Source organism: Actinoplanes sp. L3-i22 (assembly GCF_019704555.1).
Taxonomy (GTDB): domain Bacteria; phylum Actinomycetota; class Actinomycetes; order Mycobacteriales; family Micromonosporaceae; genus Actinoplanes.
This window is the reverse complement of the sequence record NZ_AP024745.1, coordinates 6,383,659-6,409,796: the sequence shown is the minus strand read 5'-3', so window position 1 is coordinate 6,409,796 and position 26,138 is coordinate 6,383,659. Positions and strand designations below refer to the sequence as shown.

Here is a 26,138-nt window from a genome sequence, read left to right as displayed (position 1 = left end):
ATTGCTGATGACCTGAATCAGGAAACCTCAGGAACGGACCCGGGCGCCGCGCAGGTAACCGGCCGCGCCGAGGATCAGCAGGACCGCCAGGGTGCCGAGGGTGAAGGCCTCGAACCGGGCCTGGCTGACGCCCCAGACGTCGGTGAACGCGTAGTCGACGCCGAAGAGCGCCTCGAGGGTGCCCGGGAAGACCGCCACCCACGAGCCGAGCAGCACCCACGCGAAGCAGAGCCCGCCGAGCAGCGCGAACCCGCGGTCGGAGACCGGCACCCGGAACGGCCGCTCGGCGTCGACCCGGCGGAGCCGGATCGCGGCCGGGATGACCAGCAGGTAGCTGAGCAGGAACGTGGAGATCGAGATGGTCAGCACCACGCCGAAGACCGCCGCGCTGTCCCCGGTGATCCGCATCGACGCGAGCATGAACACCGTGGCGACCACGCCGGAGAGCAGGTTCACCCGGACCGGCGTGCCCAGCGTGGCCGAGAACTTGCCGAAGAAGCCGCCGAAGAACGAGCCGTCGGCGGCGGCCATCGCCTGCATCCGGTCCGAGACGATCATCCAGGCCGAGCCCTGGCTGGCCAGGATGAAGATCAGCACGACCGCGGTGATGGTGAGCATCGGGCCGGCCGCGGCGCCGTACACCGAGTAGACGGTGTGCACCGCGTCGAGCAGGCCGCCGATGCCGGTGATCCGGTCGGCCGGGATGACCAGCAGGATCGCCAGGATCGGGATCAGGTAGCAGGCCGCCGCGGTCGCGCACGAGCGGGCGATCGAGATCGGCACGTCCCGGGCCGGGTTCTTCATCTCGCCGGCCGCGCTGCTCGACGACTCGAAGCCGAGATACGCGAAGAGCAGCACCGGCACCGATCCGAACAACCCGGCCAGGGTCGGCGAGAAACTGCCCACCGAAAGATCAACCACACCATTGCGTACGGCGTAGATCCCGGCCGTCACCACGAAGATCACCAGCAGCCCGACCTTGGCCACCGCCCCGATCGTCGGCAGCCACTTGCCGCGCCGCAGGCTGACGATCGCGGCCGCCACGGTGATCCAGATGAAGATCAGCTTGAACGCGTAGTCCCCGGCCGACCCCGGCCGCAGCTCGGTGAGGTGCCCGGAGAACGTCTCGGCGGCCAGGAACGCCATCGACCCGCCCACCCAGACCGGCTGGGTGACCCAGGTGAGTAGCGCGGCGATCGCGGCCGGGCCCCGGCCGAACGCGGTCCGCACCCAGATGTACGCGCCGCCCTCCTCGCGGAACGTCGACCCGACCTCGGCGAAGATCAGCCCGTACGGGATCAGGAACGTCACCGCGAGCACGAGCGCCCAGGTGAACGCCTCGCCGCCGTAGCCGGCGACCTGACCGAGCGTCTCCAGGCCGACCACCGCGGCGATCATGAGGAAGATGATGTCGAAGCGGCCGAGCGTGCGGTGCAGACGGCCGGTCTGCTCACGCGCGAGGCTGGTGGAGAGGTCCACGAGGACTCCTGTTCGGGGTTATCTGCCGTAGACGGGCACGCCGTCGACGAACGTCGCTTGCACGCGGATGGCGGAGAGCTCGCCGGCCGGCACGGCGGCCGGGTCGGCGTCGAGCATCACGAGGTCGGCCGCCTTGCCGACCTCGAGGGAACCGGTGGTGTCGTCGCGCCGGCTCGCCCGGGCCGCGCCGATCGTGTACGCGGCCAGCGCCGCCTCGACGACGAGCCGCTCGTGCGCGAGCAGCGGCTCGGTCTGCGCGCGCTCGTCCCGGGCGTGCGGGTCGGCGCCGGGCGCGGTCCGGTTGACCGCGGTGTGGATGCCCCAGAGCGGGTCCGGGCTGGACACCGGCCAGTCCGAGCCCATCGCGAGCGGCGCGCCGGCCGCGGCCAGGGTGCCGAACGCGAAGTGCATCCGCTGCTGCCCGGCGGTCAGGTAGGGCAACTTCGTCTCGACCAGCACCGGATCGAGCCGGGCCCACAGCGGCTGCAGGTTGGCGATCACGCGCAGGGCCCGCAGCCGGGGCACGTCGGCCGGGTCGATCAGGTCGAGGTGCGCGATCTGGTGCCGGTGGTCCCAGCCGGGGTCGGAGGCTTCCACCGCGTCCAGGCATTCCCGCACCGCGCGGTCGCCGACCGCGTGCAGATGCACGTCGAACCGCTCGGCGCCGAGGCGCCGGACCACCTCGGCGAGGACCTCCGGGGCGAGGAAGCTGGGTCCGTGGAGATGCGGATTTCCGGCGTACGGCGTCAGCACGGCGGCCGTCAGGTTCTCGCACACCCCGTCCTGCATGATCTTGATCGCGGTCGCCCGGAACCGTCCGCCGAGGGTCTCGGCGCGCCGGGCCAGATGCCGCTCGACCTGCTCGGCGCCGGCGTCCCGGTCCCACCACAGCGCCCCGGTCACCTTGGCGGTCAGCCAGCCGGCCGACTCGGCGGCCCGGTACACCTCGAACGGGTCGGGCGTGCCGAACACGTCGCCGACCGCGGCGTCCTGCCAGCCGGTGATCCCGAGCGCGTGCAGGTGCCGCTGCGCGGTCCGCAGCGCGTGCTCCTGGGCGGCCCGGTCCGGCCGCGGGACCAGGCGCATGACCAGGTCGGACGCGGCGTCGCTGAGCATCCCGGTGGGCTCGCCGGCGGCGTCGCGGTGGATCGCCCCGCCGTGCGGGTCGGCGGTGTCCCGGCCGATCCCGGCGCGGGCCAGGGCGGCCGAGTTGACCCAGGCGCCGTGCGCGTCGTGGCTGAGGAACGCGGCCGGCCGGTCCGGGATCAGCCGGTCCAGCTCGTGCCGGTCCGGGAAGCCGCCCGGGAAGACGTCGCCGTACCAGCCCGAGCCGAGCACCCAGCCGGGGCCCGGGTGGTCGCGGACGTGGGCGGCGATCAGCGCGCGGTAGTCGTCCAGGCCGTGCACGGCGGCGAGATCGCAGCCGGTCAGCTGCAGGCCGGCCGGGACCGGGTGGACGTGCGCGTCCTGGAAACCGGGCAGCAGGGCGCCGCCCGCCAGGTTCACGACCTCGGTCTTCGGGCCGCGTACCGCCCGTACGTCGTCGTCGGTTGCAATGATCTTGCCGGCCGCCACCGCGACCGCGGCCGCAGCCCGGCCGGTCATCGTGTGGATCGCGCCGCCGTGGAAGATCCAGTCCGCGGATGTCACAACAGGCCTCCTGGAGTTCTTTGCGATGTGACCCAAACTTTGGCGGTTGACCTTGCCGGAGATCCATTTCAAACTGGTGAAATGCCGGAAGGTATTTTTTGATGCGCGGCATCAACTCAGCGCATAGCCGCAGGTGAGGAGCGATTCTTGGCCAGGCCCAAGGAGCAGACCGCGCGGCGCGGGGAGATCGTCGCCGCCGCCCAGCGGGCCATCGTCGCCCGCGGGCTCGCCGGTCTGCGGATCAAGGACGTCGCACAGGAGGCCGGCCTGTCACCGGGCTCGGTGAGCTACTACTACCGCGACTTCGACGACCTGCTCGCCGACGTGCACCAGGACGCCGTCGACCGGTTCTACTGGCAGCGGCTGCGCGCCATCGAGGCGGCGAGCAGCCCGGCCGCCCAGCTCACCGCGCTGGTCCGGGCCGGCGTGGCGAGCGGCGCCGACGACCCGACCTGCCTGGTCCTCTACGAGCTGCACGTGCACGCCGCCCGCAACCGCACCCACGCGGTGCTGATGACCGCCCTGTTCGACCGGGAGGTGTCGCTCTACCGCCAGGTGCTGCGCGCCATCCCGCTCGACCCGGCCACCGCCGACCAGATCGCCGCGAACGCGGTCGCGCTGGAGGACGGGTTCGGGCTGCACATCGCCGGCCGCAACCCGCACGTCCCGCCCGAGCGGGCCCGCGCCGGGCTGCTCGCCTACCTGACGCTGGCCACCGGCGTCGAGCTGAAGGGCTGACCATGGCCGCCGACCCCGCGTTCACGTTCCTGCAGCTGCGCTACTTCGCCGCCGCGGCCGAGCTGGGCAGCATGACCGCCGCCGCCAAGGAGCTGCGGGTCTCCCAGTCCGCGGTCTCCACCGCGGTCGCCCAGCTGGAGAAGGAGCTGAAGGTGCAGCTGCTGCTGCGCCACCACGCCCGCGGGCTCACCCTGACCGCCGCCGGCCAGGCGTTCCACCGCGAACTGCGCAGCTTCCTGGCGCACTCGCACGAGCTGGCCGAGTCGGCCCGGATCGCCGGCCAGGGCCTGATCGGCGACCTGACCGTCGGCTGCTTCTCCACGCTCGCGCCGTTCCGGCTGCCCGGGCTGCTCAGCCGCTACGAGACGGAGTACCCGCAGGTGCGGGTCGACGTGCTGGAGGCCGAGCACGCGACGTTGCAGCGCGCGCTGCGGGCCGGGGAGTGCGAGGTCGCGGTCTCCTACGGGTACGACCTGGCCGACGACATCGAACGCCAGGTGATCGACGCGTCGCCGCCGTACGCGATCGTCGCCGCCGGGCACCGGCTGGCCGCCCGGGGCGAGGTGTCCCTGGCCGAGCTCGCGGTCGAGCCGATGATCCTGCTCGACCTGCCGCACAGCGGGACGTACTTCGAGGGCCTGATCGCCCGCACCGGCATCGCGCCGACGATCCGGCACCGCACGACCGGGTTCGAGACGGTCCGGGCGCTGGTCGCGCACGGGCGCGGCTACGCCCTGCTCAACCAGCGCCCGGCCAGCGACTCGACCTACGACGGCAGCCCGGTCGTCCCGCTCCGCCTGCGGGACGAGGTCGAGCCCCTGGAGATCGTGGTGGCCTGGATGCGCGGCGTCCGCCTGACCCACCGAGCCCGAGCCTTCCTCACCATGGCCCGCGACGCCTACCGGTAGTGGCCGCGGGCTGCATCGGTTTTTGCGGTTCAGGGCATCGGTGTGGCTGATGCACGGACACTGTCCGGTAACTCGGGGGTGGCCGGGATGTCATTGCGGTTACCGGCGGTGAGGTCTCGTGATTGCATCAACTGAACAGATGCAGAGTGCCGGTTACTGATGTTTGTCCGATGGGGTCGGGGCGGCTGATAGTGCAGTCCACACATCAGCCCACGGCCCTCCAGGAGACGCCATGGACGGACAGCACTCCTCGACGCTTCAGGTCGAGTCACACACTATTCAGCATATTCCGGTCACCGAGCGGCACGGCACCGCGCGGAGTCTGTTCACCATCTGGTTCGGCGCGAACATCATGCTGCTGACCGTGGCGACCGGGGCCGTGGCGACCGCGGTCTACGGCCTGCCGGTCTGGCCGGCGATCGTCGCGCTGGCGATCGGGAACCTGGTCGGCGGGGTGGTCATGGCGCTGCACGCGGCGCAGGGGCCGCAGATGGGCGTCCCGCAGATGCTGCAGACCCGGGCGCAGTTCGGCTCGTACGGCAGCCTGCTCGTGGTCGGCATCGTGATCCTGATGTACGTCGGGTTCTTCGCCTCGAACATGGTGCTCGGCGGGCAGGCACTGGCGAACGTGACAGGCCTGCCGGACACCCCGTCGATCGTGCTGGTCGGCGCGATCAGCCTGCTCGGGCCGCTGCTCGGCTACCGGTTCCTGCACCTGCTCGGCGGGCTGATGAGCGTGGTGGCCGGGGCCGCGCTGGTCGTCGCGTTCGTCTGGGCGCTCGGGGTGAACGGCCTGCCGGCCGGGGCCGCGTCCGGTGGCGAGTTCACCTGGCTGGGCTTCTTCGGGGTGCTGTCGCTGGCCGCGCTCTGGCAGATCGCGTACGCGCCCTACGTCTCCGACTACAGCCGCTACATGCCCCGGGACACCGGGGTCCGGCCGGCGTTCTGGGCCACCTACGGCGGGGCGGTGGCCGGCTCGCTGCTGACCATGGTGCTCGGCGTGCTGGTCGGCGCGGCGTTCCCGGCGGACGACTCGGTGACCGGGCTGTCGCACCTGACCTCCGGGGTCGGCGCGCTGGTCGTCGCGATCTTCGGGTTGTGCATCGCGGTCAGCAACGGGATGAACCTCTACTGCGGGGCGTTGTCGACGATCACGGTCGGGCAGACGCTGTTCCCGCGCTGGAAGGCCGGGGCCACCGGTCGTACCGTAATCTCTTTTGTCCTTTTCGCCGTGGCGATGGTGATGGCCCTGGCCGGCAAGGACAACTTCCTGGTCAACTTCACCAACTTCATGCTGTTGCTGCTCTGCGTGCTGGTGCCGTGGACCGCGGTCAACCTGGTCGACTACTACTACCTCAAGCACGGGGAGTACGACATCGCCTCGCTGTTCGAGCGGGACGGCGGCGTCTACGGCCGGTTCAACGTCAACGCGATCGTCTGTTACGTGCTGGGCATCCTGATCCAGGTCCCGTTCCTGAGCACGACGCTGTTCACCGGGCCGATCGCGAAGGGCCTCGGCGGCGTGGACATCTCGTGGATCGTCGGACTCGCGGTGATCTGCCCGCTCTACTACGTGCTGATGAAGCGCAGCGCGGCACCCGCGCCGGCCGTCCAGGAGGCCTGATCATGACGGACTGGCACGCGATCGCCGGCACGGTCGAGTTCCGCTCGGACGCGTTCATCGACGGCAAGCCGGTGCCGGCGGCCGACGGCCGGCGCCTCCCGACGGTCGATCCGGCGACCGGCGCGGTGCTGGCCGAGATCGCCGCCTGCGGCGACGAGGACGTGGACCGGGCGGTGGCTTCGGCGCGGCGTGCGTTCGAGGACCACAGATGGGCCGGTACGGCACCGGGCCGGCGCAAGTCCGTGCTGCTCCGGCTGGCCGAGCTGATCCGCGCCAACGCGGCCGAGCTGGCCGTGCTGGACAGCCTGGACGCGGGCAAGCTGATCGGCGACACGTCCACGATCGACGTGCCCGGCTCGGCGGCGATCCTGCAGTGGTACGCGGAGACGATCGACAAGACGTACGGCGAGATCGCCCCCACCGCCCGGGGCGACCTCGCCCTGGTCAGCCGGGAGCCGCTGGGCGTCGTGGCGGCGGTCGTCCCGTGGAACTACCCCCTGGAGATGGCGATCTGGAAGATCGCCCCGGCGCTGGCCGCGGGCAACTCCGTGGTGCTCAAGCCGGCCGAGGAGTCCCCGCTGTCGGTGCTGCGGCTGGCCGAGCTGGCGGTCGAGGCCGGCCTGCCGGACGGCGTGCTGAACGTGGTGCCGGGGGAGGGCCCGATCGCCGGGCGCGCCCTCGGCCGGCACCCGGACGTGGACGCGGTGACGTTCACCGGGTCGACGCCGGTCGGCAAGCTGTTCCTGCAGTACGCCGGCCAGTCGAACATGAAGCAGGTCTGGCTGGAGTGCGGCGGCAAGAGCGCCAACGTGGTCTTCGCCGACGCGGCCGACCTGGACGCGGTCGCGGACGGCGTCTGCTTCGGCATCTTCACCAACGCCGGCCAGGTCTGCTCGGCGAACTCCCGGCTGCTGGTCGAGCGCGCGGTCCTGCCGGATCTGCTGGCCCTGGTCGCGGAGAAGGCCGGGCGGATCCGGCTCGGCGACCCGCTCGACCCGCGGACCACGATGGGGCCGCTGGTCAGTGCGGCGCAGGCGGCGCGGGTGCTGTCCTACATCGAGCTGGGGCACGTGGAGGGCCGGGCGATCCTGGCGGGCGGCCCGGTAGAGGGGCGGCCCGCGTTCGTCCGGCCGGCGATCTTCGAGGTCGGGCCGGACAGCCGGCTGTCCCGGGAGGAGATCTTCGGGCCGGTCCTCGCGGTCCAGGCGTTCGACACCGAGGACGAGGCGGTCGCGCTGGCCAACGACTCGATCTACGGGCTGGCCGCCTCGGTCTGGTCGGACAGCCTGCGCCGCGCGCACCGGGTGGCCGGCCGGCTGCGGGCCGGGACGGTCTCGGTCAACACCGTCGACGCGCTCGACGTGACCGTGCCGTTCGGCGGGTTCGGGCAGTCCGGCTTCGGCCGGGACCTGTCCGCGCACGCCCTGGACAAGTTCACCGCGCTCAAGACGACCTGGGTGAACTACCGGTGAGCGACTACCTGATCGTGGGCGGCGGGACGGCCGGCTGCCTGCTCGCCGCCCGGCTCTCGGAGAATCCGGACGTCACCGTCGAGCTGCTCGAATGGGGGCCGTCCGACGTCGGCGAGCCGCGGGCCCGCGCGCTGCGGCGGTGGGCCGAGATGATCGAGGGCGAGTACGACCTGGACTACCGCAGCGTCCCGCAGGAGCGCGGCAACAGCGCGATCCGGCAGGCGCGGCTGCGGATCCTGGGCGGCTGCTCGACCGCGAACACCATGATCGCCTGGCGTCCGCTCGCCGCCGACCTGCGCGACTGGGGGGTCGAGGGCTGGGGGCCGGACGAGGTGCTGCCGTACTTCGACCGGCTGCGGGTGCCGATCCAGCCGGTCGCGCCCGAGGACCGCAACCCGTTCGTGGCCGACGTCGTCGAGGCGGCGTCGACGGCGCTCGGCGTGCCGGTTCAGGAGCGCTGGAACGACGGGCGGCTCGACGAGCGGGCCGAGGGCACCGGGTTCTTCGAGGTCGGCTACGAGCCGGCGACGAACATCCGCGGGTCGACCTCGATCCACTACCTGCACGACGTGCTGGACCGGCCGAACCTGACCGTGCGGACCGGGGTGCGGGCCACCCGGATCCTGATCGAGGGCGGACGCGCGGTGGCCGTCGTGACGGACAGCGGGACGTTCCGGGCGGCGCGGGAGATCATTCTGTGCGGCGGCGCGATCGACTCGCCGAGGCTGCTGCAGCTCTCCGGGATCGGGCCGCGCGCGGTGCTGGCGGCCGCCGGCGTACCTCTGGAAATTGATCTTCCCGGGGTCGGCGAGAACCTGATGGATCACGCCGAGGGGCTGATCCTGTGGGAGGCGGCCAAGCCGCCGCCGACGGCCTGCGCGAGCGGGTGGGACGCCGGGGCGATGCTGAGCGTCGACGGCGATCCGGCCCGGCCGGATGTGCTCATGCACTTCCCGGTCGAGCCGTGGGCCGTGCACGCCGCGAACTACGGCGTCGAACTGCCCGAACACCTCGTGCAGATCGCGCCGAACGTGGCCCGGCCGCGCAGCCGCGGTCGCGTCTGGATCACCTCGGCCGACCCGGACGTGCCGCCGTCGATCGACTACCGGTACTTCACCGACCCGGACGGGCACGACGAGCGGATCCTGATCGAGGGCATCCGCGCCGCCCGGCGGATCGCCGAGCAGGAGCCGTTCAAGTCCTGGCTGGTCCGCGAGGTGTTCCCGGGCGACCGGGACCTCGCCGCGGCGCTGCGCGCCACCCACCAGACCGTCTACCACGTCTCCGGCACGTGCGCGCTCGGCGACGTGCTCGACCCGGAGCTGCGCGTGCGTGGCGTGGCCGGGCTGCGGGTGGTGGACGCCTCGGTGCTGCCGGTCATCCCCTCGGTGAACCCGGTGGTCACCGTCATGGTCGTCGCCGAGCGGGCGGCCGACCTCATTGCATCTGCCGGACAGATGTAGTTCCCCGAAAACATCTGTTTGCTTAATGGAAGGGGTGCGCTGATGCTCGACTCAGCAACCCGAGGAGGGGCCTTGAGACAAGAGGTGGAAGTCCTCGTCGTCGGCGCCGGACAGGCCGGCGTGGCGATGAGCGAGCACCTGGGCGACGCCGGGGTGCCGCATCTCGTGCTGGAGCGGCACCGGATCGCCGAGCGCTGGCGCTCCGAGCGGTGGGACTCGCTGGTGGCGAACGGGCCGGCCTGGCACGACCGGTTCCCCGGGCTGGAGTTCACCGACGTGGACCCGGCCGGGTTCGCCGGCAAGGAGCAGGTCGCCGACTACTTCACCGCGTACGCCGAGAAGATCGGCGCGCCGATCCGCACCGGCGTCGAGGTGCTCTCGGTACGGCGGCACGCCGGCCGGCCCGGCTTCCGGGTGGCGACCTCGGACGGGATCGTCGACGCGCGCTTCGTGGTCGCCGCGACCGGGCCGTTCCAGCGGCCGGTCATCCCGCCGATCGTCCCGGCCGGCGCGGTCGTGGACCAGCTCCACTCCAGTGCGTACCGCAACCCGGGGCAGCTGCCCGCCGGCGCGGTCCTGGTGGTCGGCGCCGGCTCGTCCGGGGTGCAGATCGCGGACGAGCTGCGGCGCTCCGGGCGCGAGGTGTTCCTGTCGGTCGGCCCGCACGAGCGGCCGCCGCGCGACTACCGCGGGCGGGACTTCTGCTGGTGGCTCGGGGTGCTCGGCAAGTGGGACATGGAGACGCCGCCGCAGGGGGCCGAGCACGTGACGATCGCGGTCAGCGGGGCGCGCGGCGGGCACACCGTGGACTTCCGGGATCTGGCCGCCGGTGGGGTCCGGCTGGTCGGGATGACCAGCTCCTTTCAGGACGGGACGCTCACCTTCGCCGACGATCTCGGGGCGAACATCGCGGCCGGGGACGCCAGCTATCTGGGGCTGCTGGACGAGGCCGACGCGTACGTCGTACGCAATGGGATTGATCTTCCGGACGAGCCGCAGGCTCGGCTGCTCGGCCCGGCGCCGGAAGCCGCGGCCGGGGCGCTGCACCTCGCGGACGCCGGCGTCACCTCGATCGTCTGGGCGACCGGGTTCGCCGCCGACTACGGCTGGCTGCAGGTCGACACGTTCGACGAGAAGGGCCGGCCCCGGCACCGGCGCGGCGTCGCGGCCGAGCCCGGCATCTACTTCCTCGGCCTGCCGTGGCTGTCCCGGCGCGGGTCGAGCTTCATCTGGGGCGTCTGGCACGACGCCAAGCACGTCGCTGGTCACATTCAGACACAGCGTGGATATCTAGCCGTCGGAGAGGCCGCATGAACCCCCCGATCGTCGCCGGCGGGCACACCCGGATCCGCCCGTTCAACACCCGCGACACCTACCCCGATCAGCGCCTCGACAACGACCTCTGCCAGGCGGTGGTCGCCGGGAACACGATCTACGTCCGCGGGCAGATCGGGCAGGACCTGGAGACCAGTGGGTCGGTCGGGATCGGTGACGTGGAGGCGCAGGCCGAGCGGGCGATGGCCAACATCGCGATGCTGCTCGGCGAGGCCGGGGCGGCGATGGAGCACCTGGTCAAGCTGACCATCTACCTGGTCGACCCGCGCTACCGGGAGCCCGTCTACCGGACCGTCGGGCGGTGGACCCGGGGCGTGCACCCGATCTCCACCGGCCTGATCGTTTCCGGTCTGGCCCGTCCGGAGTGGCTGGTCGAGATCGACGCGATCGCGGTGCTGCCGTGACGTTCAGCATCGCCGCCGCCGACGACTCCGGGGCGCTCGGGATCGCGATCGCGTCATCGAGCCCGGCCGTCGCCGCCCGCTGCGCGCACGTGCGGCCCGGCGTCGGCGCGGTCTGCTCGCAGAACATCACCGACCCGCGCCTCGGCCCTGCGCTGCTGGATCTCCTCGCCGCCGGCGAGAAACCCGCCGCGGCCCTGGCGTCGGTCACCGCTTCCGGCCGCGACATCCGCTTCCGGCAACTCACCACGATTTCGGCGTACGGCGACAGCGCGCACTACACCGGCCCGGACGCCCTCGGCGTGACCGGCGCGATCTCGGGCCCGTCCGCGGTCGCCGCCGGCAACCTGCTCGCCGACCCGGGTGTCCCGGCCGCCATGACCGCCGCGTTCGAGGCGGCCGACGGGGACCTGGAACTCCGGCTGCTCGCCGCCCTGGAAGCGGGACTCGCCGCCGGGGGAGAGGCCGGCCCGGTCCACTCGGCCGGCCTGATCGTCGTCCGGCGGGTGCCGTGGCCGGAGACCGACCTGCGCGTCGACTGGCACGACACGCCGATCGCGGCGATGCGTGACCTGGTCGGGCGCTGGCTGCCGCAGCGCGACGACTACGTGACCCGGGCGCTGCGGCCGTCCGGGGCGCCGGCGTACGGCGTACCCGGGGATGAGTAAGGCCGCCGCGGCCGCGACCGTCGCCGGGGCCGCGCACTCGCTGATCTCGCTCTCCGAACGGCTGCACGCGCACCCGGAGACGGCGTGGGAGGAGCACCGGGCCGCGGACTGGGTCGGTGCGCTGCTCGCCGAGGCCGGCTTCACGGTCACCGCGAACTACCTCGGCTTCCCGACCGCGCTGCTGGCCACCTACGGCTCCGGCCCGTTCCGGGTCGGGATCTGCGCCGAGTACGACGCGCTGCCCGGGCTCGGGCACGCCTGCGGGCACAATTTGATCGCCGCGTCGTCGGTCGGCGCGGCCCTCGCGCTCGCGCCGCTGGCCGACGAGCTCGGCCTGACCGTCGAGGTCTACGGCACCCCGGCCGAGGAGGGCGGTGGCGGCAAGATCGAGCTGCTCAAACGGGGTGCGTTCGCCGGCCTGGACCTGGCCATGATGGCTCACCCGGCGCCGGTCGACGTGGCCGAGGCGGAGCCGTTCGCGGTCACCCACTCGCACGTCACCTACCGGGGGAAGGCCGCGCACGCCGCCGCCTACCCGGAGCACGGGGTGAACGCGGCCGACGCGTTCACCGTGGCCCAGGTGGCGATCGGGCTGCTCCGGCAGCAGCTGCCGGCCTCGGTGCGGGTGCACGGCGTGCTGACCCGGGGTGGGGAGGCGCCGAACGCGATCCCCGAGCAGACCGAGGGGCGCTGGTACGTCCGCGCCGCCACGCTGGCCGAACTGGCCACCGTGGAGCCCCGGGTGCGGCGCTGCTTCGAGGCCGGGGCGCTGGCGACCGGCTGCACGCTCACCGTCGAGCCGGAGAGCGAGCCGTACTCGGAGTTCCGGGCCGACGCGCGGGCCCTCGGGTTCTACCGGGCGAACGCGGTCGCGCTCGGGCGGCGGTTCGCGGACGGGAGCGACGCGGCGCGGATGAACCGGGCGTCGACCGACATGGGGAACGTGTCGCTGGTGGTGCCGGCGATTCATCCGTACGTCGGGATCGGGTCGCTGCCCGCGCTGAACCACCAGCGGGAGTTCGCCGCGCACTGCGTCGGCGGGCCGGCCGAGAAGGCGCTGCTCGACGCGGCGGTGGCGCTGGCCTGGACGGCGCTGGACACGGCCGGGTGACCGGGCGGGGGTGGGCCCGGTTCGCGGCCGGGCTCGGCGTGGTGTGCGCGGTGGCCCACCTGTCGACGGCGTACGCCGGGATCCGGACCGGCAACCTCGGCCTGGCCGGGCTGGCGCTGGGCATGTCGGTGTTGTGCCTGCCGTGCGTGGCGCGGCTGTGGCGGGGCCCGGACCGCGTGACCTGGCTGATGACGGCGGCGATGACCGCGGCGATGCTGGCCGCGCACGGATCGTTGATGACGCTCGCCGGTCATCACCACGGGGGTTCGGTGTCCGGCCCGAACCTGGTGGCGGGGCTGTTGCTGCTCGTGTCCACATGCGCCGCCACTAGTGGATGGACGATCGATTGGCAACAGACACACGGACATGAACCGTTAACCAAAAGGATGGTTTCCGGCAGCATGCGCCCGGGGGAATAGGTGCCCGCGGGTCGCCCCGCCGAACAGCCGACACCGAGGAGCGCAGCCGGATGACCGTGATCACCGAACCCGCAGTCCACGCCGATGTGCACGTCGACGCGTCCGCGAGCACGGACCTGGCCAGCGACCTGATCACCGCGATGGCGGCGCTGCCCGCCGGGCACCCGTCCCGGCCCGGCCTGCGGGACCGCGCGATCGAGGCGTGGCTGCCACTGGCCCGGCACCTGTCCAGCCGGTACGCCAACCGGGGCGAGCCGCGCGACGACCTCTACCAGGTCGCGGTGCTCGGGCTGATCAAGGCCGCCGACCGGTTCGAGCCGGACCGCGGCGTCGACTTCGCCGGCTTCGCGATCCCGACCATCGTCGGCGAGCTGAAGCGGCACTTCCGGGACAAGACCTGGTCGGTGCGGGTCCCGCGCCGGCTGCAGGAGCTGCGCCTGGCGATCACCGGCGCGAACAACACGCTCAGCCACACGCTGGGCCGCTCGCCGACCGTCGCGGACATCGCCGAGCACCTGGGCGTCACCGAGGACGAGGTGATCGAGGGCCTGGAGGGCGCCCGCGCCTACAACTCGGCCAGCCTGTCGACGCCGGTCAGCGAGAACGGCTCGGAGCTCGGCGAGACGCTCGGCTGCCTGGACGCCGGCTTCGAGGAGGCCGAGCTGCGGGTCGCGCTCGGCCCGGCGATGGCGGCCCTGGACGAGCGCGAGCAGAAGATCATCAGCCTGCGCTTCTACGGGAACCTGACCCAGTCGCAGATCGCCGAGCAGATCGGGATCTCCCAGATGCACGTGTCGCGGCTGCTCACCAAGGCGCTCGCGAAGCTGCGGACCGGCCTCGGCGGCGTCCCCGCCTGACCGTCCGGCGACCGCGCGGCTAAGCTCTGCCGCATGACGGACGTGCGGACACTGCGCTGGTACGGCGGGGTCGCCGTGCTCCTGTTCGGAGTCCTCCCGGCGGTGATGCTGACCCTGCTGGTGACCGGCGGCAACGCGCCGCGGTCGAACGCGTTCCTGCTCCTGCCGGGGATCCCGCTGGTGCTGGCCGCGCTGGTCTACGCGGCGCGCGGCATCACCGGGGCCGACCCGGAGGAGAGCGCGCACTGGATGCGGCGCAGCATGGCCTTCGTCGCCGGCGCGGACCTGATCATGCTGGGCGGCAACGCCCTGATCCGCATGGTCACCGGCTGACGCGCGCGGGTCGGGCGGGCCATCCGGATGTGCTGGGGAAGCCCTTACCGGGTTCACTACGTGTGCGTGCCGTGTCGCAGTAGCGGCAAGCAGCCGCAGGACGGAGTGGACCATCCGTGTCCGCGGTGCCGTGCACCCATGGTGCTCGCGGGCCGGGACTTCGCCGCCCCGCGGCGCCGGGACGCCGCCGGCTGGGCAGCCGTGGCCGCGGTGCTCGCCGCGGGGCTGCGCTACGAGGGTTTCGAGGCGTGCGGCTGTGGTCGCGAGCCGAAATTCCGGCCGCGCACCGGCGCGCAGGTGCGGCGGCGGCGCCGGCTGGCCGTCCGCCGTGGCGTCGCGGTCGCGGTCGTGCTGGCCGCCCGCGATCCGGAGGGCGTCACGGCGCCGGCGCCGGGTCCAGCATCGTGAGGAACTGGTGGAAGGCCTGGTCGGCGCGGGTGGTGTCGGCGGTGGCGTCGAGGTCCATCAGCAGGCCGCGGATCACGGCCAGCAGCAGGGTGGCGAGTTCCTCCCGGCCGATGGTGCGCAAGCCGGCGGCGAGCGGTTCCAGCCAGTCCGTCGTCGCGATCCGCCGGAAGTCCGGCCACAGGTCCGAGCTTCGCTGCAGCTGACCGAACATGCGCAGGAACGGCCGCCCGGCCGGCCCGGTCATCGCGGCCCAGGCCTGCCGCAGCGTGGCCGGGTAGTCCTCGCCGGGCCGGGCCCGCAGCAGGTCACCGAACGTGTCGAGCTGGCGCTGCCGGGCGCGCCCGAGCACGGCCCGCAGCAGCGCGTCCCGGGTGCCGAAGTGGTAGATCAGCATCCGCGCCGACGTGCCGGTGCCGCGCGCCAGTGGCCCGAGCCGGTCGGGCAGGCCGTGCGCGAGCGCGTGATCGGTGCACGCGTCGAGCAACCGTTCCCTGATCTCGGGCTGCGTCCGCCGTCCCATCGCCCCATCTTTTCGCGTAACGATCGCTACGTCTACCGTTGATCGGGACGGCCTGACCAGGGCGGACGTGGAGGTAGTGATGAGAGTGGTGTTCGTGCACGGCGCCTGCGTGCGGGATGGATCGTGGTGGTGGCACCGGACGGCGGCGCTGCTGGCGGAGCACGGCGTGGCGAGCGTGACGCCGGCGCTCCCCAGCTGCGGCGAGGCCGGGGTTGCGGCCGGGACCGACGGCCCCGGCCTGGCTGAGGACATCGCGGCCGTACGGCGGGTGCTGCTGGACGGCGACGAGCCGACGATCGTCGTGGCGCACAGTTACGGCGGCATCGTGACCGCGGAGGCGGCCGCCGGGATCGGCTCGGTGCGGCACCTGCTCCTGATCTCCAGCTACCTGCCGGAGATCGGGCAGAGCCTGTCCGATTTCGGCGACGGCGGGCCCGCCCCGTTCCTGGACATCGACCCGGTCGCTGGCACCTTCGGGGTCGACCCCGGCCTGCTCGTCGACACGTTCCTGCAGGACTGCGACGCGGACGTGTGGGCCCAGGCGCCGGAACACCTCGCGCGGCAGAGCGTCCGGGTGACCGGGCAGCCGGTCGGGGCGGCCGCCTGGCACGACATCCCGTCGACCTACCTGGTGTGCGCCGACGACCGGGGCACGCCGGCCCGGATGCAGCGGGAGTTCGCCAGGCGGGCCGGCCGGACTGTCGAGATCGACGCCGGTCATCATCCGTTTCTGTCGCGGCCTGACGACGTACGCAAGCTGATTCTGAGTCTTTGAATTTTGCCCTCAGCCCGGGCTGTTCGGGCTGGTCAGGCCGAGGTCGTAGGCGAAGATGACGGCCTGGATCCGATCGCGGGCGCCGATCTTGGCGAGGACCCGGCCGACGTGGGTCTTCACCGTCGACTCGGACAGGACCAGGCGCGCGGCGATCTCGCCGTTGGTCCAGCCGCGGCCGATCGCGACCAGGATCTCGCGTTCCCGGTCGGTCAGCGTCGCCAGCCACGGGTCGTTCGACGGCCGGCCCCCGTCCAGATGGTCCGCGAACGCGTCGAGCAGGCGCCGGGTGAGCGCGGGCGCGATCACCGCGTCGCCGCCGGCGACCGCGCGGATGCCGGACAGCAGCTCCTCCGGGTAGGCGTCCTTGAGCAGGAAGCCGCTGGCCCCGGCCCGGAGCGCGGCGTGCACGTACTCGTCCAGGTCGAACGTGGTGAGCATGAGGACGTGCGACCGGCCGCCGTCCGCGATGATCCGCCGGGTGGCCTCGATGCCGTCCAGCCCGGGCATCCGGACGTCCATCAGCACGACGTCCGGGCGCAGCTCCTTGGCCTGCCGCACCGCCTCGACACCGTTGCGGGCCTCGCCGACCACCTGGGTGTCGGGGTGGCTCTCCAGCAGCATCCGGAAGCCGAGGCGCTGCAGCGGCTGGTCGTCCACGATGAGCACGGTGATCATGCCGGCGCGTTCTCCAGATCTAGTCCGGCGTCCACGACCCAGCCGCCGTCCGGGGCCGGCCCGGCGGTGACCGTCCCGCCGTAGATGGCGGCGCGCTCGCGCATGCCGAGCACGCCGTGGCCCTCGCCGGCGGCGGGTTCGGGCCGGTCACCGTCGCCCGGCCCGGTGTCGCGGACCGAGATCCGCAACTCGTTGTCCTGCCGGCGCAGGCTCAGCCGGATCCGGGTGCGCGGCCCGGCGTGTTTGAGCGCGTTGGTCAGCGCCTCCTGCACGATCCGGTAGGCCGCCAGCTGCACACCCCGGTCGAGGGTGTCCAGCACGCCGGCGCTCTGGTACTCGACCTGCGGCCCGGCGGACCGGATCTGCCGGCACAGCGGGTCCAGGTCGGCGACGCCCGGCTGCGGGCTCAGGGCCGGTTCACCGTTCTGCTCGCGCAGCGGGCCGAGCATCCGGCGCAGCTCGGCCAGGGAGGTACGCCCGGTGTCGCCGATCAACCGCAGCGCCTCCTTGCCGCGCTCGGGGTCGAGGTCCGCGGCGTACTTGCCGCCGTCGGCGAGCGTGATGATCACCGACAGGCTGTGGCCGAGGATGTCGTGCATCTCCCGGGCCACCCGGGTGCGCTCGGTGGCCGCGGCCAGCCGGCTGCGCTGATCGCGCTCGACCTCCAGCCGGACGGCGCGTTCGCGCAGCACCGCGAGCTGGGCGCGGCGGATCCGGACGGCGAAGCCCAGCGCCACCGCCGCGGTGCCGACGTTGGCGACGAAGAACAGCACGTCCCAGACCCGGACGACGCCGGACAGCCGGACCAGCACCACGGTGACCGCGACGGCCAGCCCGGGCACCGCCCAGGGCAGCCGGCGCAGACGGCCGTGCAGCACCAGGCTGTAGATCGCGACCAGGACGGCGGCGTCCGCGCGCAGGATGATCCCGGCGGCCCACTCCACCAGCAGCGCGGCCAGCACGGCGCTGAACGCGGCCAGCGGGGCCCGGCGCCGCCACCACAGCGGCAGCACCAGGGCCGCCTGCAGGGCCAGGGTCTGTGCCACCGGGCGATCCGTGATGATCAGCGGCGAGTCGTCGTGGCCGTGCCGGGGGAGCAGGTCGGTCGTGCACGTGACCAGGAAGACCAGCAGCACCACGGCGGTGTCCAGCAGCCAGGGGCGGCGGGCGTCGAGCTCCCGCAGACGCCGCCCGGCCTGGAACAGCCGGGCGGCCACCGGGTGCCCGATGAGGGCCCCGGCCGCGCTGTCCTCGCTGCTCACGGCACCATCCTCCACCAACCGGCGCTCAGGCGTCCGAGCGCGTCAGCCGGTACGCCGCGCCGCCGAGCGCGAGCACCGTCCAGCCGAGCAGGACGAGCAGCCCGGCGCCGGCCGACAGCGTGCCGTCGACGTGGTGCAGGGCGTAGATCGACTCGCCCGCGTCGGACGGCAGGTACGGCGTGAGGTTCGACCGCCAGGACGCCGGCAGCAGCTGGCTCAGGCCGGGGACCAGCAGCAACGTGCCGATCAGCAGCGAGATGCCGCCCGCGGTCGAGCGCAGCAGGACGCCCAGGGCCACCCCGATCACGCCGACCAGCCCCAGGTAGAGCCCGACGCCGAGCACCCCGCGCAGCACCCCGTCGTCCGAGACGCTCATCGCGATGGTGGTGCCGGAGAGGATGCCGCTGCCGATCAGGAACACGAGCACGGCGCCGGCCACGCCGACCAGGAACGCGAGCGCGCCGTAGACGGCCGCCTTCGACCACAGCATCGGCAGTCGGCGGGGCACCGCGGCCAGCGTCGAGCGGATCATGCCGGAGGTGTACTCGCCGGACGAGGTCATCACGCCCAGCACGCCGATCGCGATCAGCGCGAACGACACCCCGAACAGCGAGAGGCTGTACGTGGTGGCGTCGGCGAAGTCCCGATCGGCCGGCCGGTCGTCGCCGATCCCCGACTTGTAGCGCAGGGTGGCGATGACGCCGAGGCCGAGCAGGAACAACAGCGCGAGCCCGAGCGTGATCCAGGTCGAGCGCAACGACCGCAGCTTGGCCCACTCGGAGCGCAGGACCCGGGGCCCGGTGACCTTGAGGCGGGTGTCGACGGTCATGCCGCGCTCACCGGGATGCCGGTCGCGTGGTACTCCACGGATTCGCGGGTCAGGTCCATGAAGGCCTCCTCCAGAGAGACGGTCTTGGCGGTCAGCTCGAACAGGGCGAGACCGTGCTCGGCCGCCTTGAGCCCGATCGTGCGGGCCGGCAGCCCGGTCACGGTCAGCTGCTCCGAGCCCGGCCGCCCGGTGATCTCGACACCGGGACCGGCCAGCACCCGGCGCAGCTCCGTGGGGTCGGCGGTGGCGACCACGACGGCGTCCCCGCCGGCCTGCAGGACCAGCTCCTGCACCGTGGTGTCGGCCAGCACCCGGCCCCGGCCGACGACCACCAGGTGGTCGGCCACCAGCGCCATCTCACTCATCAGATGCGAGGAGACGAATACGGTACGGCCTTCCGCGGCCAGCCCGGTGAGAAGGTTCCGGATCCACAGCACACCCTCCGGGTCGAGCCCGTTGACCGGCTCGTCCAGCATGATCGTCTGCGGGTCGCCGAGCAGCGCCGCGGCGATGCCCAGCCGCTGGCCCATGCCGAGCGAGAACGCGCCGGCCCGCTTGCGGGCCACCGTCTGCAGCCCGGCCTGCTCGATCACCTCGTGGACCCGGGCCCGCGAGATGCCGTTGGTGTACGCGAGCGCCATCAGATGGTCGAACGCCGACCGTCCGGGATGGATCGACCGGGCCTCCAGCAGCGCGCCGACCTCGTGCAGCGGGGCGGTGTGCTCGGCGTAGCGGCGCCCGTTCACGGTCACCGTCCCGGACGTCGGCGCGTCCAGCCCGATGATCATGCGCATGGTGGTGGACTTGCCGGCCCCGTTCGGCCCCAGGAACCCGGTGACCGCCCCGGGCCGGACGGTGAAGTCGATCCCGTCGACGGCGGTCTTGTCGCCGTACCGTTTGGTGAGCTGCCGTGCCTCGATCATCGCTGTCCTCTCGCGTCTGTTCGGGGCAAACGCTAGGGCCGGGCGGGCGCCGATCCGTCGTACCGCGGTGCGATCTTCCCGGGCGCGGTGGTACCGCGGTACCACGCGTCCCGGCCGGGGTACCGCGGCTGCGGTATCCCGGCCGCCGAATTGCCGCAACCGGGCGACGTCGCTGGTAGAACCGGCTGCATGACGCAGTCAGTGGCGCTCCCGGCCCCGCCGGCCGGGCTTTCCGCGGCCGAGGCGGAGTCCCGGCGGCGGAACGGTGCGGGCAACACCGTGCCCGGCGGCGGCTCGCGCACCTATCGCGCGATCCTGCGGACCAACCTGTTCTCGTTCTTCAACGTCATCCTGTTCGTGATCGGCGTGGCGCTGCTCAGCCTGGGCCGCTACAGCGACGCCCTGATCAGCGTCGGGCTGGGCCTGATCAACGCGCTGCTCAGCACCGCGCAGGAGGTCCGGGCCAAACGAAAGCTCGATCGCCTGCAGCTGCTGGACGCCGGCCACGTCGTGGTGATCCGCGACGGCGCCGAGGTGGCGGTCGCCGCGGATCGGGTGGTGCGCGGCGACCTGCTGCGGATCCGCGCCGGCGACCAGATCGTGGTCGACGGCCCGCTGCTCGACGGTGACCGGGTCGAGGCCGACGAGTCGCTGCTGACCGGCGAGTCCGACCCGGTGGCCAAGCAGCCCGGCGACGACCTGCGCTCGGGCAGCCTGTGCGTGGCCGGCGAGGGCCGGCAGCGGGCGCGCGACGTCGGTGCGCACAGCTACGCCGGGCGGCTCACCGCCGAGGCCCGCCGGTCGACCACCGACAAGACGCCGCTGCAGCGGCGGATCGACTTCGTGGTACGGCTGGTCATGGCCCTGACCGTGCTGATGGCCGGCGCCATCCTCGCGCAGGCCGCGCTGGAGGGGTTCTCGCTGCTGCGCGTCGTGCAGATCACGGCCGTACTGTCGGGTCTGATCCCTTATGGGCTGTTCCTGCTGATCGCGGTGGCCTACACCGCCGGCGCGGCCCGGATCGCGCGCGCCGGGGCGCTGGTCCAGCAGGTCAACGCGGTCGAGTCGGTCAGCAACGTGGACGTGGTCTGCACCGACAAGACCGGCACGCTGACCACCGGCCGCCTCGCGCTGGACGAGCTCGTGCCGCTCGGCGGGCACGAGCACGCCGAGGTGACCCGGGCCCTCGGCGGTCTGGTCCACAACGCCGCCGCCCCGAACCAGACCGCCCGGTCGCTGATGGCCGCGCTGCCCGCGACCGGGTGGACGATCCACGACGAGGTGCCGTTCAGCTCCGCGCTGCGCTGGTCCGGCGTCACCGCCGACGAAGGCACCTGGATCCTCGGCGCCCCGGACGCCCTGGCCGGGCACCTCGGCCGTGCGCTGGACGACGGCGGGATCAGCAGCCGCACCGAGCGGGGCCTGCGGGTCCTGCTGCTGGCCCGGGCCGAGGAGCCGGGCGCGGAGCTCCGCGACGGCGACGGCCGGCCGTGCCTGCCGGGGCTGCGACCGGTCGGGCTGATCGTGCTCGCCGACGAGCTGCGTCCCGAGGTGCCGGACACGGTCCGGGGCTTCCAGGAGGGCGGCGTGGCGCTCAAGGTGCTCTCCGGCGACGATCCCCGGACCGTCGCCGCGGTCGCCGCGTCGGCCGGCATCGAGCCCGGCGAGCCGGTGCCCGGCGCCGCGCTGGACGGGCTCGACGACGGCGCCCTGGACCGCGTCGTGGCCGGCACGACGGTCTTCGGCCGGGTCGCGCCCGAGCACAAGGAGCGGATCGTCCGGTCGCTGCGCCGGCAGGGCCGGTACGTCGCGATGATCGGTGACGGGGTCAACGACGCCCGCGCCCTCAAGCAGGCCCAGGTCGGCGTCGCCATGCGCAGCGGCAGCGCGGTCACCCGGGACGTGGCCGACATCGTGCTGACCGGTGACTCCCTGGCCGCGCTGCTGCCGGCCCGGCGGGAGGGCCGCCGGATCATCGCCGGGATCAGCATCTCGCTGTACGTCTTCCTGGCCCGGGTCGCCACCCAGGGCCTGGTGATCCTCACCGTGACCATGCTCGGGCTGGGCTTCCCGTACTCGCCGGCCCAGGTCGGGCTGACCCTGCTGACCGTGGGCATCCCGACGTTCTCCTTGACCGTCTGGGCGAAGCCGGCGCCACCGGACCCGCGCCTGCTCAGCAACATGGCCCGGTTCGTGATCCCCGCGGCGGTGATCACCGCCTCGTTCAGCGCCGCGATCTACGCCGCCCTCTACCAGCTCACCTTGCGCGGCCTGAGCTCCGGGCTCGCCCCGGCCAAGGTGGTGGCCGAGTTCGAGCGCTACACCGGCCTCGCCTACGGCAGCGGCACGGACTTCGCGACCGCGTCGGCCACCATCACCGCCCAGACCGGCCTGTCGACGTTCTTCTGCCTGGCCTCGTTCGTCCTGCTGCTGTTCCTCGCCCCGCCGGCCCGGATCTTCGCCGCCTGGACCCGGCCGACCGGTGACCGGCGGCCCGCGTTGCTGGTCGTCGGCCTGCTGCTGGTCTTCAGCGCGGTCGTCCTGGTGCCGGCCCTGTCCTCGTACTTCGGCCTGATCACCCACGTCCGGGTGGTCTACCTGGTCGTCCACCTCGCGCTGCTGCCCTGGTTCGCCACGCTCAGCGCCGCGTTCCGCCATCGATGGCTCGACCGGGTCCTGGGTCTCAGCCGGCCGCTGGACGAATGACGGCGTACCGCACCTGCGGTACACCGGCCACGGCGCTGGGTTGACGACGAAACGCCACGTCACGGCGACTCTGGACGAGGTCGGAATTCTCCCTCGAAAGGTAACCGTCGTGACATCACTTGCCCGTGGCTGCTTCCGGTGGCGGTTCGCCGTTCTCGGCGGCTGGGTCGCCGCTCTGGTCGCTCTGGTCGCGCTGACGATCGGGTCGGGGACGGCGTTCTCCGAGGACCCCGGCATGCCGGACAGCGAGTCGGCGACCGCCTACAGCCTGATGGCCCAGATGGGCGCCCAGCAGGCCGGCTCCCAGGGATCCGGCGCCGCGACCGAGTCGGGCACGATCGTCTGGCACACCGGCGCCGCGGTCGACTCGGCGGCCGTCAAGCAGCAGTTCACCGCCATGCTCAAGCAGATCAGCGCGCTGCCCGGCGTGCAGGGCGTGGTCAGCCCCTACGACGCGGCCGGCAAGAGCCAGATCAACACCAGGACCAGCACCGCGTACGCGACGATCACCGTCGCCAAGGACACCGACACCGCCGCTATCGAGACCGCGGCCACCGCGCTGCGCAGCCCGGACGTCCAGGTCGCCCTCGGCGATCAGGCCTTCGAGACGATCCCCGGCGGCTCGCACGGCCCGGAGGTCGTCGGCCTGCTCGCCGCCCTGGTCATCCTGTTCCTGGTGTTCCGTTCCGCGTGGGCCGCGGCCCTGCCGATCATCACCGGCATCGTCGGCGTCGCCACCTCGCTGCTGGTCGTCGTCCTGGCCGCGCACGTGATCGACCTGGCCTCGACCAGCATCACGATGGGCGCGCTGATCGGTCTCGGCGTCGGCATCGACTACGCGCTGTTCATCGTCAACCGCTACCGCAAGGCGATGATGGCCGGCGACAGCGTCCCCGAGGCGATCGTCAAGGCGGTCAACACGTCCGGCCGGGCCGTCGTCTTCGCCGGCCTCACCGTGATCGTCGCCCTGCTCGGCATGTACGTCGTCAAGCTCGGCGTGCTCACCGGCATGGCCCAGGCCGCCGCCGTCACCGTGCTGTTCACCGTCGCCGCCGCGATCACCCTGCTGCCGGCCCTGCTCGGCATCCTCGGCCGCAAGGTGCTCTCCCGCCGCCAGCGCAAGGCTCTGGCCGAGGGGATCCCGGCCGTCCCGGTCGCGGCGAAGCCGACCCGGGGCGCCCGCTGGGCCGGCCTGGTGCAGCGCAACCCGCTGCGGGCGGTCGCCGGCGCCGTGCTGGCCGTGGTGATCCTGGCCTCGCCGGTGCTGAGCATCCGGATCGGCGACGCCGACGCCAGCAGCGACCCGGTCGGCTCGGACTCCCGCAACTACTACGAGCTGATGGCCGCCGGGTTCGGCGCCGGCTTCGACGCCTCCCTGCTGCTGGTCGCCGAGGTGCCCGACGCCGCGTCGGCCGCCGCGTTCACCGCCCTGGTCAAGCAGCTGCCGTCGGTCGCCGACGTCGCCTCGGTCTCGGCCGCGCCGATCAAGGACGGCCAGACCATCGCGGTGGCCACCGTCACCCCGGTCACCAGCGCCCAGACCCAGGAGACCACCGACCTGGTCACCAACCTGCGTGACCAGGTCATCACGACCGCCGAGAACGGCAACAACCTGCGGGTGTACGTCGGTGGCAGCACCGCGAGCACGATCGACCTGGCCGAGGCGCTGCTGAGCAAGCTGCCCCTCTACCTCGGGCTGATCGCGCTGCTCGGCTTCCTGCTCCTCGCCGTTGCCTTCCGCAGCCTGCTGGTCCCGCTGATCGGCGCGATCAGCAACATCGCCACCATCCTGGTCGGGCTCGGCGCGGTCACCGCGATCTTCCAGTTCGGCTGGGGCACCGGGCTGCTCGGCGTCGGCACCGGCGCGCCGATCACCTACCTGGTCCCGGTCCTGGTGATGGGCATCATGTTCGGCCTGTCGATGGACTACCAGGTGTTCCTGGTCAGCCGGATGCACGAGGAGTGGACGCACACCCGGGACAACCTCCGCTCGATCCGGGTCGGCCTGACCGAGACCGCCCAGGTCATCGCGGCGGCGGCCACCATCATGCTGTTCGTCTTCGCCTCGTTCGGCTTCAGTGGCGAGCGCATCGTCTCGATGATCGGGATCGGTCTCGCGGTGGCCGTGCTGATCGACGCGTTCGTGGTCCGGATGACGCTCATCCCGGCGCTGATGACGCTGATCGGGCGGGCCAACTGGTTCTACCCGCGCTGGGCCGAGAAGATCACCCCGAAGGTGTCCGTCGAGGGCCCCGCGGAAGCACCGGCCGACCACGAGCCGGCGGTGCTCGCCGGCGCCGGCCACCACCAGTGATCCGCTGACGCCCCGACCCGTAGGGCCCGTGCCGCCGCAGCGGCACGGGCCCTACGTCTGTGCCGGGTGCAGGGGGAGGCGGGCGTGCACGGTGTAGGTGCCGGCGGTGTCCATCGCGGTGGTCAGGGTGCCGCCGGCGGCCTGGGCCCGTTCGCGCATGCCGATCAGGCCGTGGCTGGTGCCGTCGCCGCGGCGGGCCGGGTGGGCCGGGTTGGTGACGGTGAGGTGCAGGCCGGCCGGGGTGTAGTGCAGGTCCACGCCGGCGTGCCGCTCGGTGCCGTGCTTGCCGGCGTTGGTCAGGGCCTCCTGGACGATCCGGTAGGCGGCCAGGTCGGCCACGCCGTGCAGGGGCGCGGGCTCGCCGGAGCGGGTGACCTCGATCGCGAAGCCCGCGGAGCGGAACCCGTCGAACAGCGCGTCGAGGTCGGTGATCCCGGGCACCGGCTGCCGGCTCGGCGCGGCGTCGTCGTCCTGGCGCAGCAGGCCGACCGTCGCGCGCAGCTCGTCGAGGACGGCCCGGCTGGTGTCCCGGATTCCGGCCAGCGCCTCGCGGGCCTTGTCCGGGTGCTCGGCCATCAGGTGGTGCGCGACGCCGGCCTGCGCGTTGACCAGCGTGATGTGGTGGGCCAGGACGTCGTGCAGGTCGCGGGCGATCCGGATGCGCTCCTCCCGGACCCGCTGGTGGGCCTCCTGCTCGCGGGTGCGCTCGGCGAGCGCGGCGCGTTCGTGGATCTCGGCGAGCAGGGCCCGCTGGTTGCGGATCGCGTAGCCGACCGCGACCGCCAGCCCGACGTAGTTGGCCGGGATCAGGTTGCCGATGTCGAACAGGCCATCGGCCTGCCAGGGGATGGCCGCGGCGGTCAGCGCCACGGCGGCGGCCGCGCCGGTGATCCAGGAGATCCGCCGGCCCCGCAGGGTGGCGAGGGTGTAGAGCGCGACGATGGCGGCGACGTCGACCAGCACCAGGTGGTGGGCGGTCACCGGGAGGACGACGCCGGCGGCGACCGTCACGACGGCCACCGCCAGCGGATAGCGCTGCCGCACCAGCAGCGCGGCCGCGCTGTGGAAGATCAGGATCAGCTGGGCGCCGGTCGGCGCCCGGCTCGCCCGGCCGTCCTGATAGGCGACGCTGCAGACCATGATCATGACGACCAGCAGCGGCGGCAGCCAGATCCGCCACGCGTAGCGGCCGTTCTCAGTCACTCGTCCTCGCACCCGCCGGATCGACTTGGTAGGCCAATATCACCAGGCCGGACGGCCCACGATCA

Annotated in this window: 24 protein-coding genes; 16 read left to right on the top strand and 8 right to left on the bottom strand. The window is 72.8% G+C overall.

Annotated elements, in window-relative coordinates; genetic code table 11:
- Window positions 1-27: 27 nt before the first annotated feature.
- Both L3i22_RS28905 and L3i22_RS28900 read right to left on the bottom strand, forming a co-directional pair.
- Window positions 28-1,479, bottom strand: coding sequence for an APC family permease (locus L3i22_RS28905; RefSeq protein WP_221320683.1), 1,452 nt, complete (start codon window positions 1,477-1,479; stop codon window positions 28-30).
- Between the two features lie 18 nt (window positions 1,480-1,497).
- On the bottom strand, window positions 1,498-3,129 hold the full coding sequence (locus tag L3i22_RS28900) for an amidohydrolase (protein WP_221320682.1): 1,632 nt from the start codon (window positions 3,127-3,129) through the stop codon (window positions 1,498-1,500).
- A 147-nt stretch (window positions 3,130-3,276) separates the two neighbouring features.
- On the opposite strand from L3i22_RS28900, the gene L3i22_RS28895 reads away from it, so the two are divergent.
- The 13 genes from L3i22_RS28895 (at window position 3,277) to L3i22_RS28835 (ending at window position 14,866) form a co-directional block, all read left to right on the top strand.
- The gene (locus L3i22_RS28895; protein ID WP_221320681.1) at window positions 3,277-3,867 is read left to right on the top strand and encodes a TetR/AcrR family transcriptional regulator; all 591 of its coding nucleotides are present in this window, start codon (window positions 3,277-3,279) and stop codon (window positions 3,865-3,867) included.
- Between the two features lie 2 nt (window positions 3,868-3,869).
- Window positions 3,870-4,775: a LysR family transcriptional regulator gene (locus tag L3i22_RS28890; RefSeq protein WP_221320680.1), complete on the top strand. Its 906-nt coding sequence runs from the start codon at window positions 3,870-3,872 to the stop codon at window positions 4,773-4,775.
- A gap of 232 nt (window positions 4,776-5,007) precedes the next feature.
- Window positions 5,008-6,399 (top strand): cytosine permease, encoded by a 1,392-nt coding sequence (locus L3i22_RS28885; protein ID WP_221320679.1) that lies wholly within the window; start codon window positions 5,008-5,010, stop codon window positions 6,397-6,399.
- 2 nt (window positions 6,400-6,401) lie between these two features.
- On the top strand, window positions 6,402-7,871 hold the full coding sequence (locus L3i22_RS28880) for an aldehyde dehydrogenase (protein WP_221320678.1): 1,470 nt from the start codon (window positions 6,402-6,404) through the stop codon (window positions 7,869-7,871).
- The gene (locus L3i22_RS28875; protein ID WP_255657226.1) at window positions 7,868-9,334 is read left to right on the top strand and encodes a GMC family oxidoreductase; all 1,467 of its coding nucleotides are present in this window, start codon (window positions 7,868-7,870) and stop codon (window positions 9,332-9,334) included. Before L3i22_RS28880 ends, L3i22_RS28875 begins: the two co-directional genes overlap by 4 nt.
- Before the next feature lie 72 nt (window positions 9,335-9,406).
- Window positions 9,407-10,648, top strand: a complete 1,242-nt coding sequence (locus L3i22_RS28870) for an NAD(P)/FAD-dependent oxidoreductase (RefSeq protein ID WP_221320677.1) — start codon at window positions 9,407-9,409, stop codon at window positions 10,646-10,648.
- On the top strand, window positions 10,645-11,073 hold the full coding sequence (locus L3i22_RS28865) for a RidA family protein (RefSeq protein WP_221320676.1): 429 nt from the start codon (window positions 10,645-10,647) through the stop codon (window positions 11,071-11,073). Before L3i22_RS28870 ends, L3i22_RS28865 begins: the two co-directional genes overlap by 4 nt.
- Entirely contained in the window at window positions 11,070-11,738 is a 669-nt protein-coding gene (locus tag L3i22_RS28860; protein WP_221320675.1) for a DUF1028 domain-containing protein, read from the top strand. Before L3i22_RS28865 ends, L3i22_RS28860 begins: the two co-directional genes overlap by 4 nt.
- Window positions 11,731-12,849 (top strand): M20 family metallopeptidase, encoded by a 1,119-nt coding sequence (locus L3i22_RS28855; protein ID WP_221320674.1) that lies wholly within the window; start codon window positions 11,731-11,733, stop codon window positions 12,847-12,849. Before L3i22_RS28860 ends, L3i22_RS28855 begins: the two co-directional genes overlap by 8 nt.
- 50 nt (window positions 12,850-12,899) lie before the next feature.
- On the top strand, window positions 12,900-13,268 hold the full coding sequence (locus tag L3i22_RS28850) for a hypothetical protein (protein WP_221320673.1): 369 nt from the start codon (window positions 12,900-12,902) through the stop codon (window positions 13,266-13,268).
- A 50-nt stretch (window positions 13,269-13,318) separates the two neighbouring features.
- On the top strand, window positions 13,319-14,125 hold the full coding sequence (locus tag L3i22_RS28845; protein WP_221320672.1) for an RNA polymerase sigma factor SigF: 807 nt from the start codon (window positions 13,319-13,321) through the stop codon (window positions 14,123-14,125).
- Between the two features lie 33 nt (window positions 14,126-14,158).
- On the top strand, window positions 14,159-14,458 hold the full coding sequence (locus tag L3i22_RS28840; RefSeq protein WP_221320671.1) for a hypothetical protein: 300 nt from the start codon (window positions 14,159-14,161) through the stop codon (window positions 14,456-14,458).
- A 138-nt stretch (window positions 14,459-14,596) separates the two neighbouring features.
- Window positions 14,597-14,866 carry a hypothetical protein gene (locus L3i22_RS28835; RefSeq protein WP_221320670.1) on the top strand — a complete coding sequence of 90 codons (270 nt, stop codon included), beginning with the start codon at window positions 14,597-14,599 and terminating at the stop codon, window positions 14,864-14,866.
- On the opposite strand, the gene L3i22_RS28830 is transcribed toward L3i22_RS28835, so the two are convergent.
- A complete protein-coding gene (locus tag L3i22_RS28830) occupies window positions 14,835-15,386 on the bottom strand; it encodes a TetR/AcrR family transcriptional regulator (RefSeq protein WP_221320669.1) in 552 nt (183 codons plus the stop codon). The genes L3i22_RS28835 and L3i22_RS28830 overlap by 32 nt on opposite strands.
- A gap of 79 nt (window positions 15,387-15,465) precedes the next feature.
- Between L3i22_RS28830 and L3i22_RS28825 the strand changes: the two genes are divergently transcribed.
- Window positions 15,466-16,161 carry an alpha/beta fold hydrolase gene (locus L3i22_RS28825; protein ID WP_221320668.1) on the top strand — a complete coding sequence of 232 codons (696 nt, stop codon included), beginning with the start codon at window positions 15,466-15,468 and terminating at the stop codon, window positions 16,159-16,161.
- A gap of 9 nt (window positions 16,162-16,170) precedes the next feature.
- On the opposite strand, the gene L3i22_RS28820 is transcribed toward L3i22_RS28825, so the two are convergent.
- From L3i22_RS28820 to L3i22_RS28805, 4 genes are read right to left on the bottom strand one after another with little or no spacing between them, the layout of a single operon-like run.
- Window positions 16,171-16,836: a response regulator transcription factor gene (locus tag L3i22_RS28820; RefSeq protein WP_221320667.1), complete on the bottom strand. Its 666-nt coding sequence runs from the start codon at window positions 16,834-16,836 to the stop codon at window positions 16,171-16,173.
- A complete protein-coding gene (locus L3i22_RS28815; RefSeq protein WP_221320666.1) occupies window positions 16,833-18,098 on the bottom strand; it encodes a sensor histidine kinase in 1,266 nt (421 codons plus the stop codon). Before L3i22_RS28815 ends, L3i22_RS28820 begins: the two co-directional genes overlap by 4 nt.
- 25 nt (window positions 18,099-18,123) lie before the next feature.
- On the bottom strand, window positions 18,124-18,927 hold the full coding sequence (locus L3i22_RS28810) for an ABC transporter permease (RefSeq protein ID WP_221320665.1): 804 nt from the start codon (window positions 18,925-18,927) through the stop codon (window positions 18,124-18,126).
- Window positions 18,924-19,850 (bottom strand): ABC transporter ATP-binding protein, encoded by a 927-nt coding sequence (locus L3i22_RS28805; protein ID WP_221320664.1) that lies wholly within the window; start codon window positions 19,848-19,850, stop codon window positions 18,924-18,926. The genes L3i22_RS28810 and L3i22_RS28805 overlap by 4 nt, the downstream gene beginning before the upstream one ends.
- Window positions 19,851-20,039: 189 nt before the next feature.
- On the opposite strand from L3i22_RS28805, the gene L3i22_RS28800 reads away from it, so the two are divergent.
- Both L3i22_RS28800 and L3i22_RS28795 read left to right on the top strand, forming a co-directional pair.
- Window positions 20,040-22,556, top strand: coding sequence for an HAD-IC family P-type ATPase (locus L3i22_RS28800; RefSeq protein ID WP_221320663.1), 2,517 nt, complete (start codon window positions 20,040-20,042; stop codon window positions 22,554-22,556).
- Window positions 22,557-22,665: 109 nt separating this feature from the next.
- Window positions 22,666-24,870: an MMPL family transporter gene (locus L3i22_RS28795; RefSeq protein ID WP_221320662.1), complete on the top strand. Its 2,205-nt coding sequence runs from the start codon at window positions 22,666-22,668 to the stop codon at window positions 24,868-24,870.
- Window positions 24,871-24,921: 51 nt separating this feature from the next.
- Here the strand turns inward: L3i22_RS28795 and L3i22_RS28790 are convergent, their stop codons facing one another.
- The gene (locus L3i22_RS28790) at window positions 24,922-26,073 is read right to left on the bottom strand and encodes a sensor histidine kinase (protein ID WP_221320661.1); all 1,152 of its coding nucleotides are present in this window, start codon (window positions 26,071-26,073) and stop codon (window positions 24,922-24,924) included.
- Between the last annotated feature and the right edge of the window lie 65 nt (window positions 26,074-26,138).

Coding starts and splice junctions, on each gene's coding strand:
- L3i22_RS28890 (WP_221320680.1), top strand. CDS start 3,870: ATGGCCGCCGACCCCGCGTTCACGTTCCTGCAGCTGCGCTACTTCGCC.
- L3i22_RS28885 (WP_221320679.1), top strand. CDS start 5,008: ATGGACGGACAGCACTCCTCGACGCTTCAGGTCGAGTCACACACTATT.
- L3i22_RS28880 (WP_221320678.1), top strand. CDS start 6,402: ATGACGGACTGGCACGCGATCGCCGGCACGGTCGAGTTCCGCTCGGAC.
- L3i22_RS28865 (WP_221320676.1), top strand. CDS start 10,645: ATGAACCCCCCGATCGTCGCCGGCGGGCACACCCGGATCCGCCCGTTC.
- L3i22_RS28855 (WP_221320674.1), top strand. CDS start 11,731: ATGAGTAAGGCCGCCGCGGCCGCGACCGTCGCCGGGGCCGCGCACTCG.
- L3i22_RS28845 (WP_221320672.1), top strand. CDS start 13,319: ATGACCGTGATCACCGAACCCGCAGTCCACGCCGATGTGCACGTCGAC.
- L3i22_RS28840 (WP_221320671.1), top strand. CDS start 14,159: ATGACGGACGTGCGGACACTGCGCTGGTACGGCGGGGTCGCCGTGCTC.
- L3i22_RS28835 (WP_221320670.1), top strand. CDS start 14,597: ATGGTGCTCGCGGGCCGGGACTTCGCCGCCCCGCGGCGCCGGGACGCC.
- L3i22_RS28830 (WP_221320669.1), bottom strand. CDS start 15,386: ATGGGACGGCGGACGCAGCCCGAGATCAGGGAACGGTTGCTCGACGCG.
- L3i22_RS28825 (WP_221320668.1), top strand. CDS start 15,466: ATGAGAGTGGTGTTCGTGCACGGCGCCTGCGTGCGGGATGGATCGTGG.
- L3i22_RS28820 (WP_221320667.1), bottom strand. CDS start 16,836: ATGATCACCGTGCTCATCGTGGACGACCAGCCGCTGCAGCGCCTCGGC.
- L3i22_RS28810 (WP_221320665.1), bottom strand. CDS start 18,927: ATGACCGTCGACACCCGCCTCAAGGTCACCGGGCCCCGGGTCCTGCGC.
- L3i22_RS28805 (WP_221320664.1), bottom strand. CDS start 19,850: ATGATCGAGGCACGGCAGCTCACCAAACGGTACGGCGACAAGACCGCC.
- L3i22_RS28800 (WP_221320663.1), top strand. CDS start 20,040: ATGACGCAGTCAGTGGCGCTCCCGGCCCCGCCGGCCGGGCTTTCCGCG.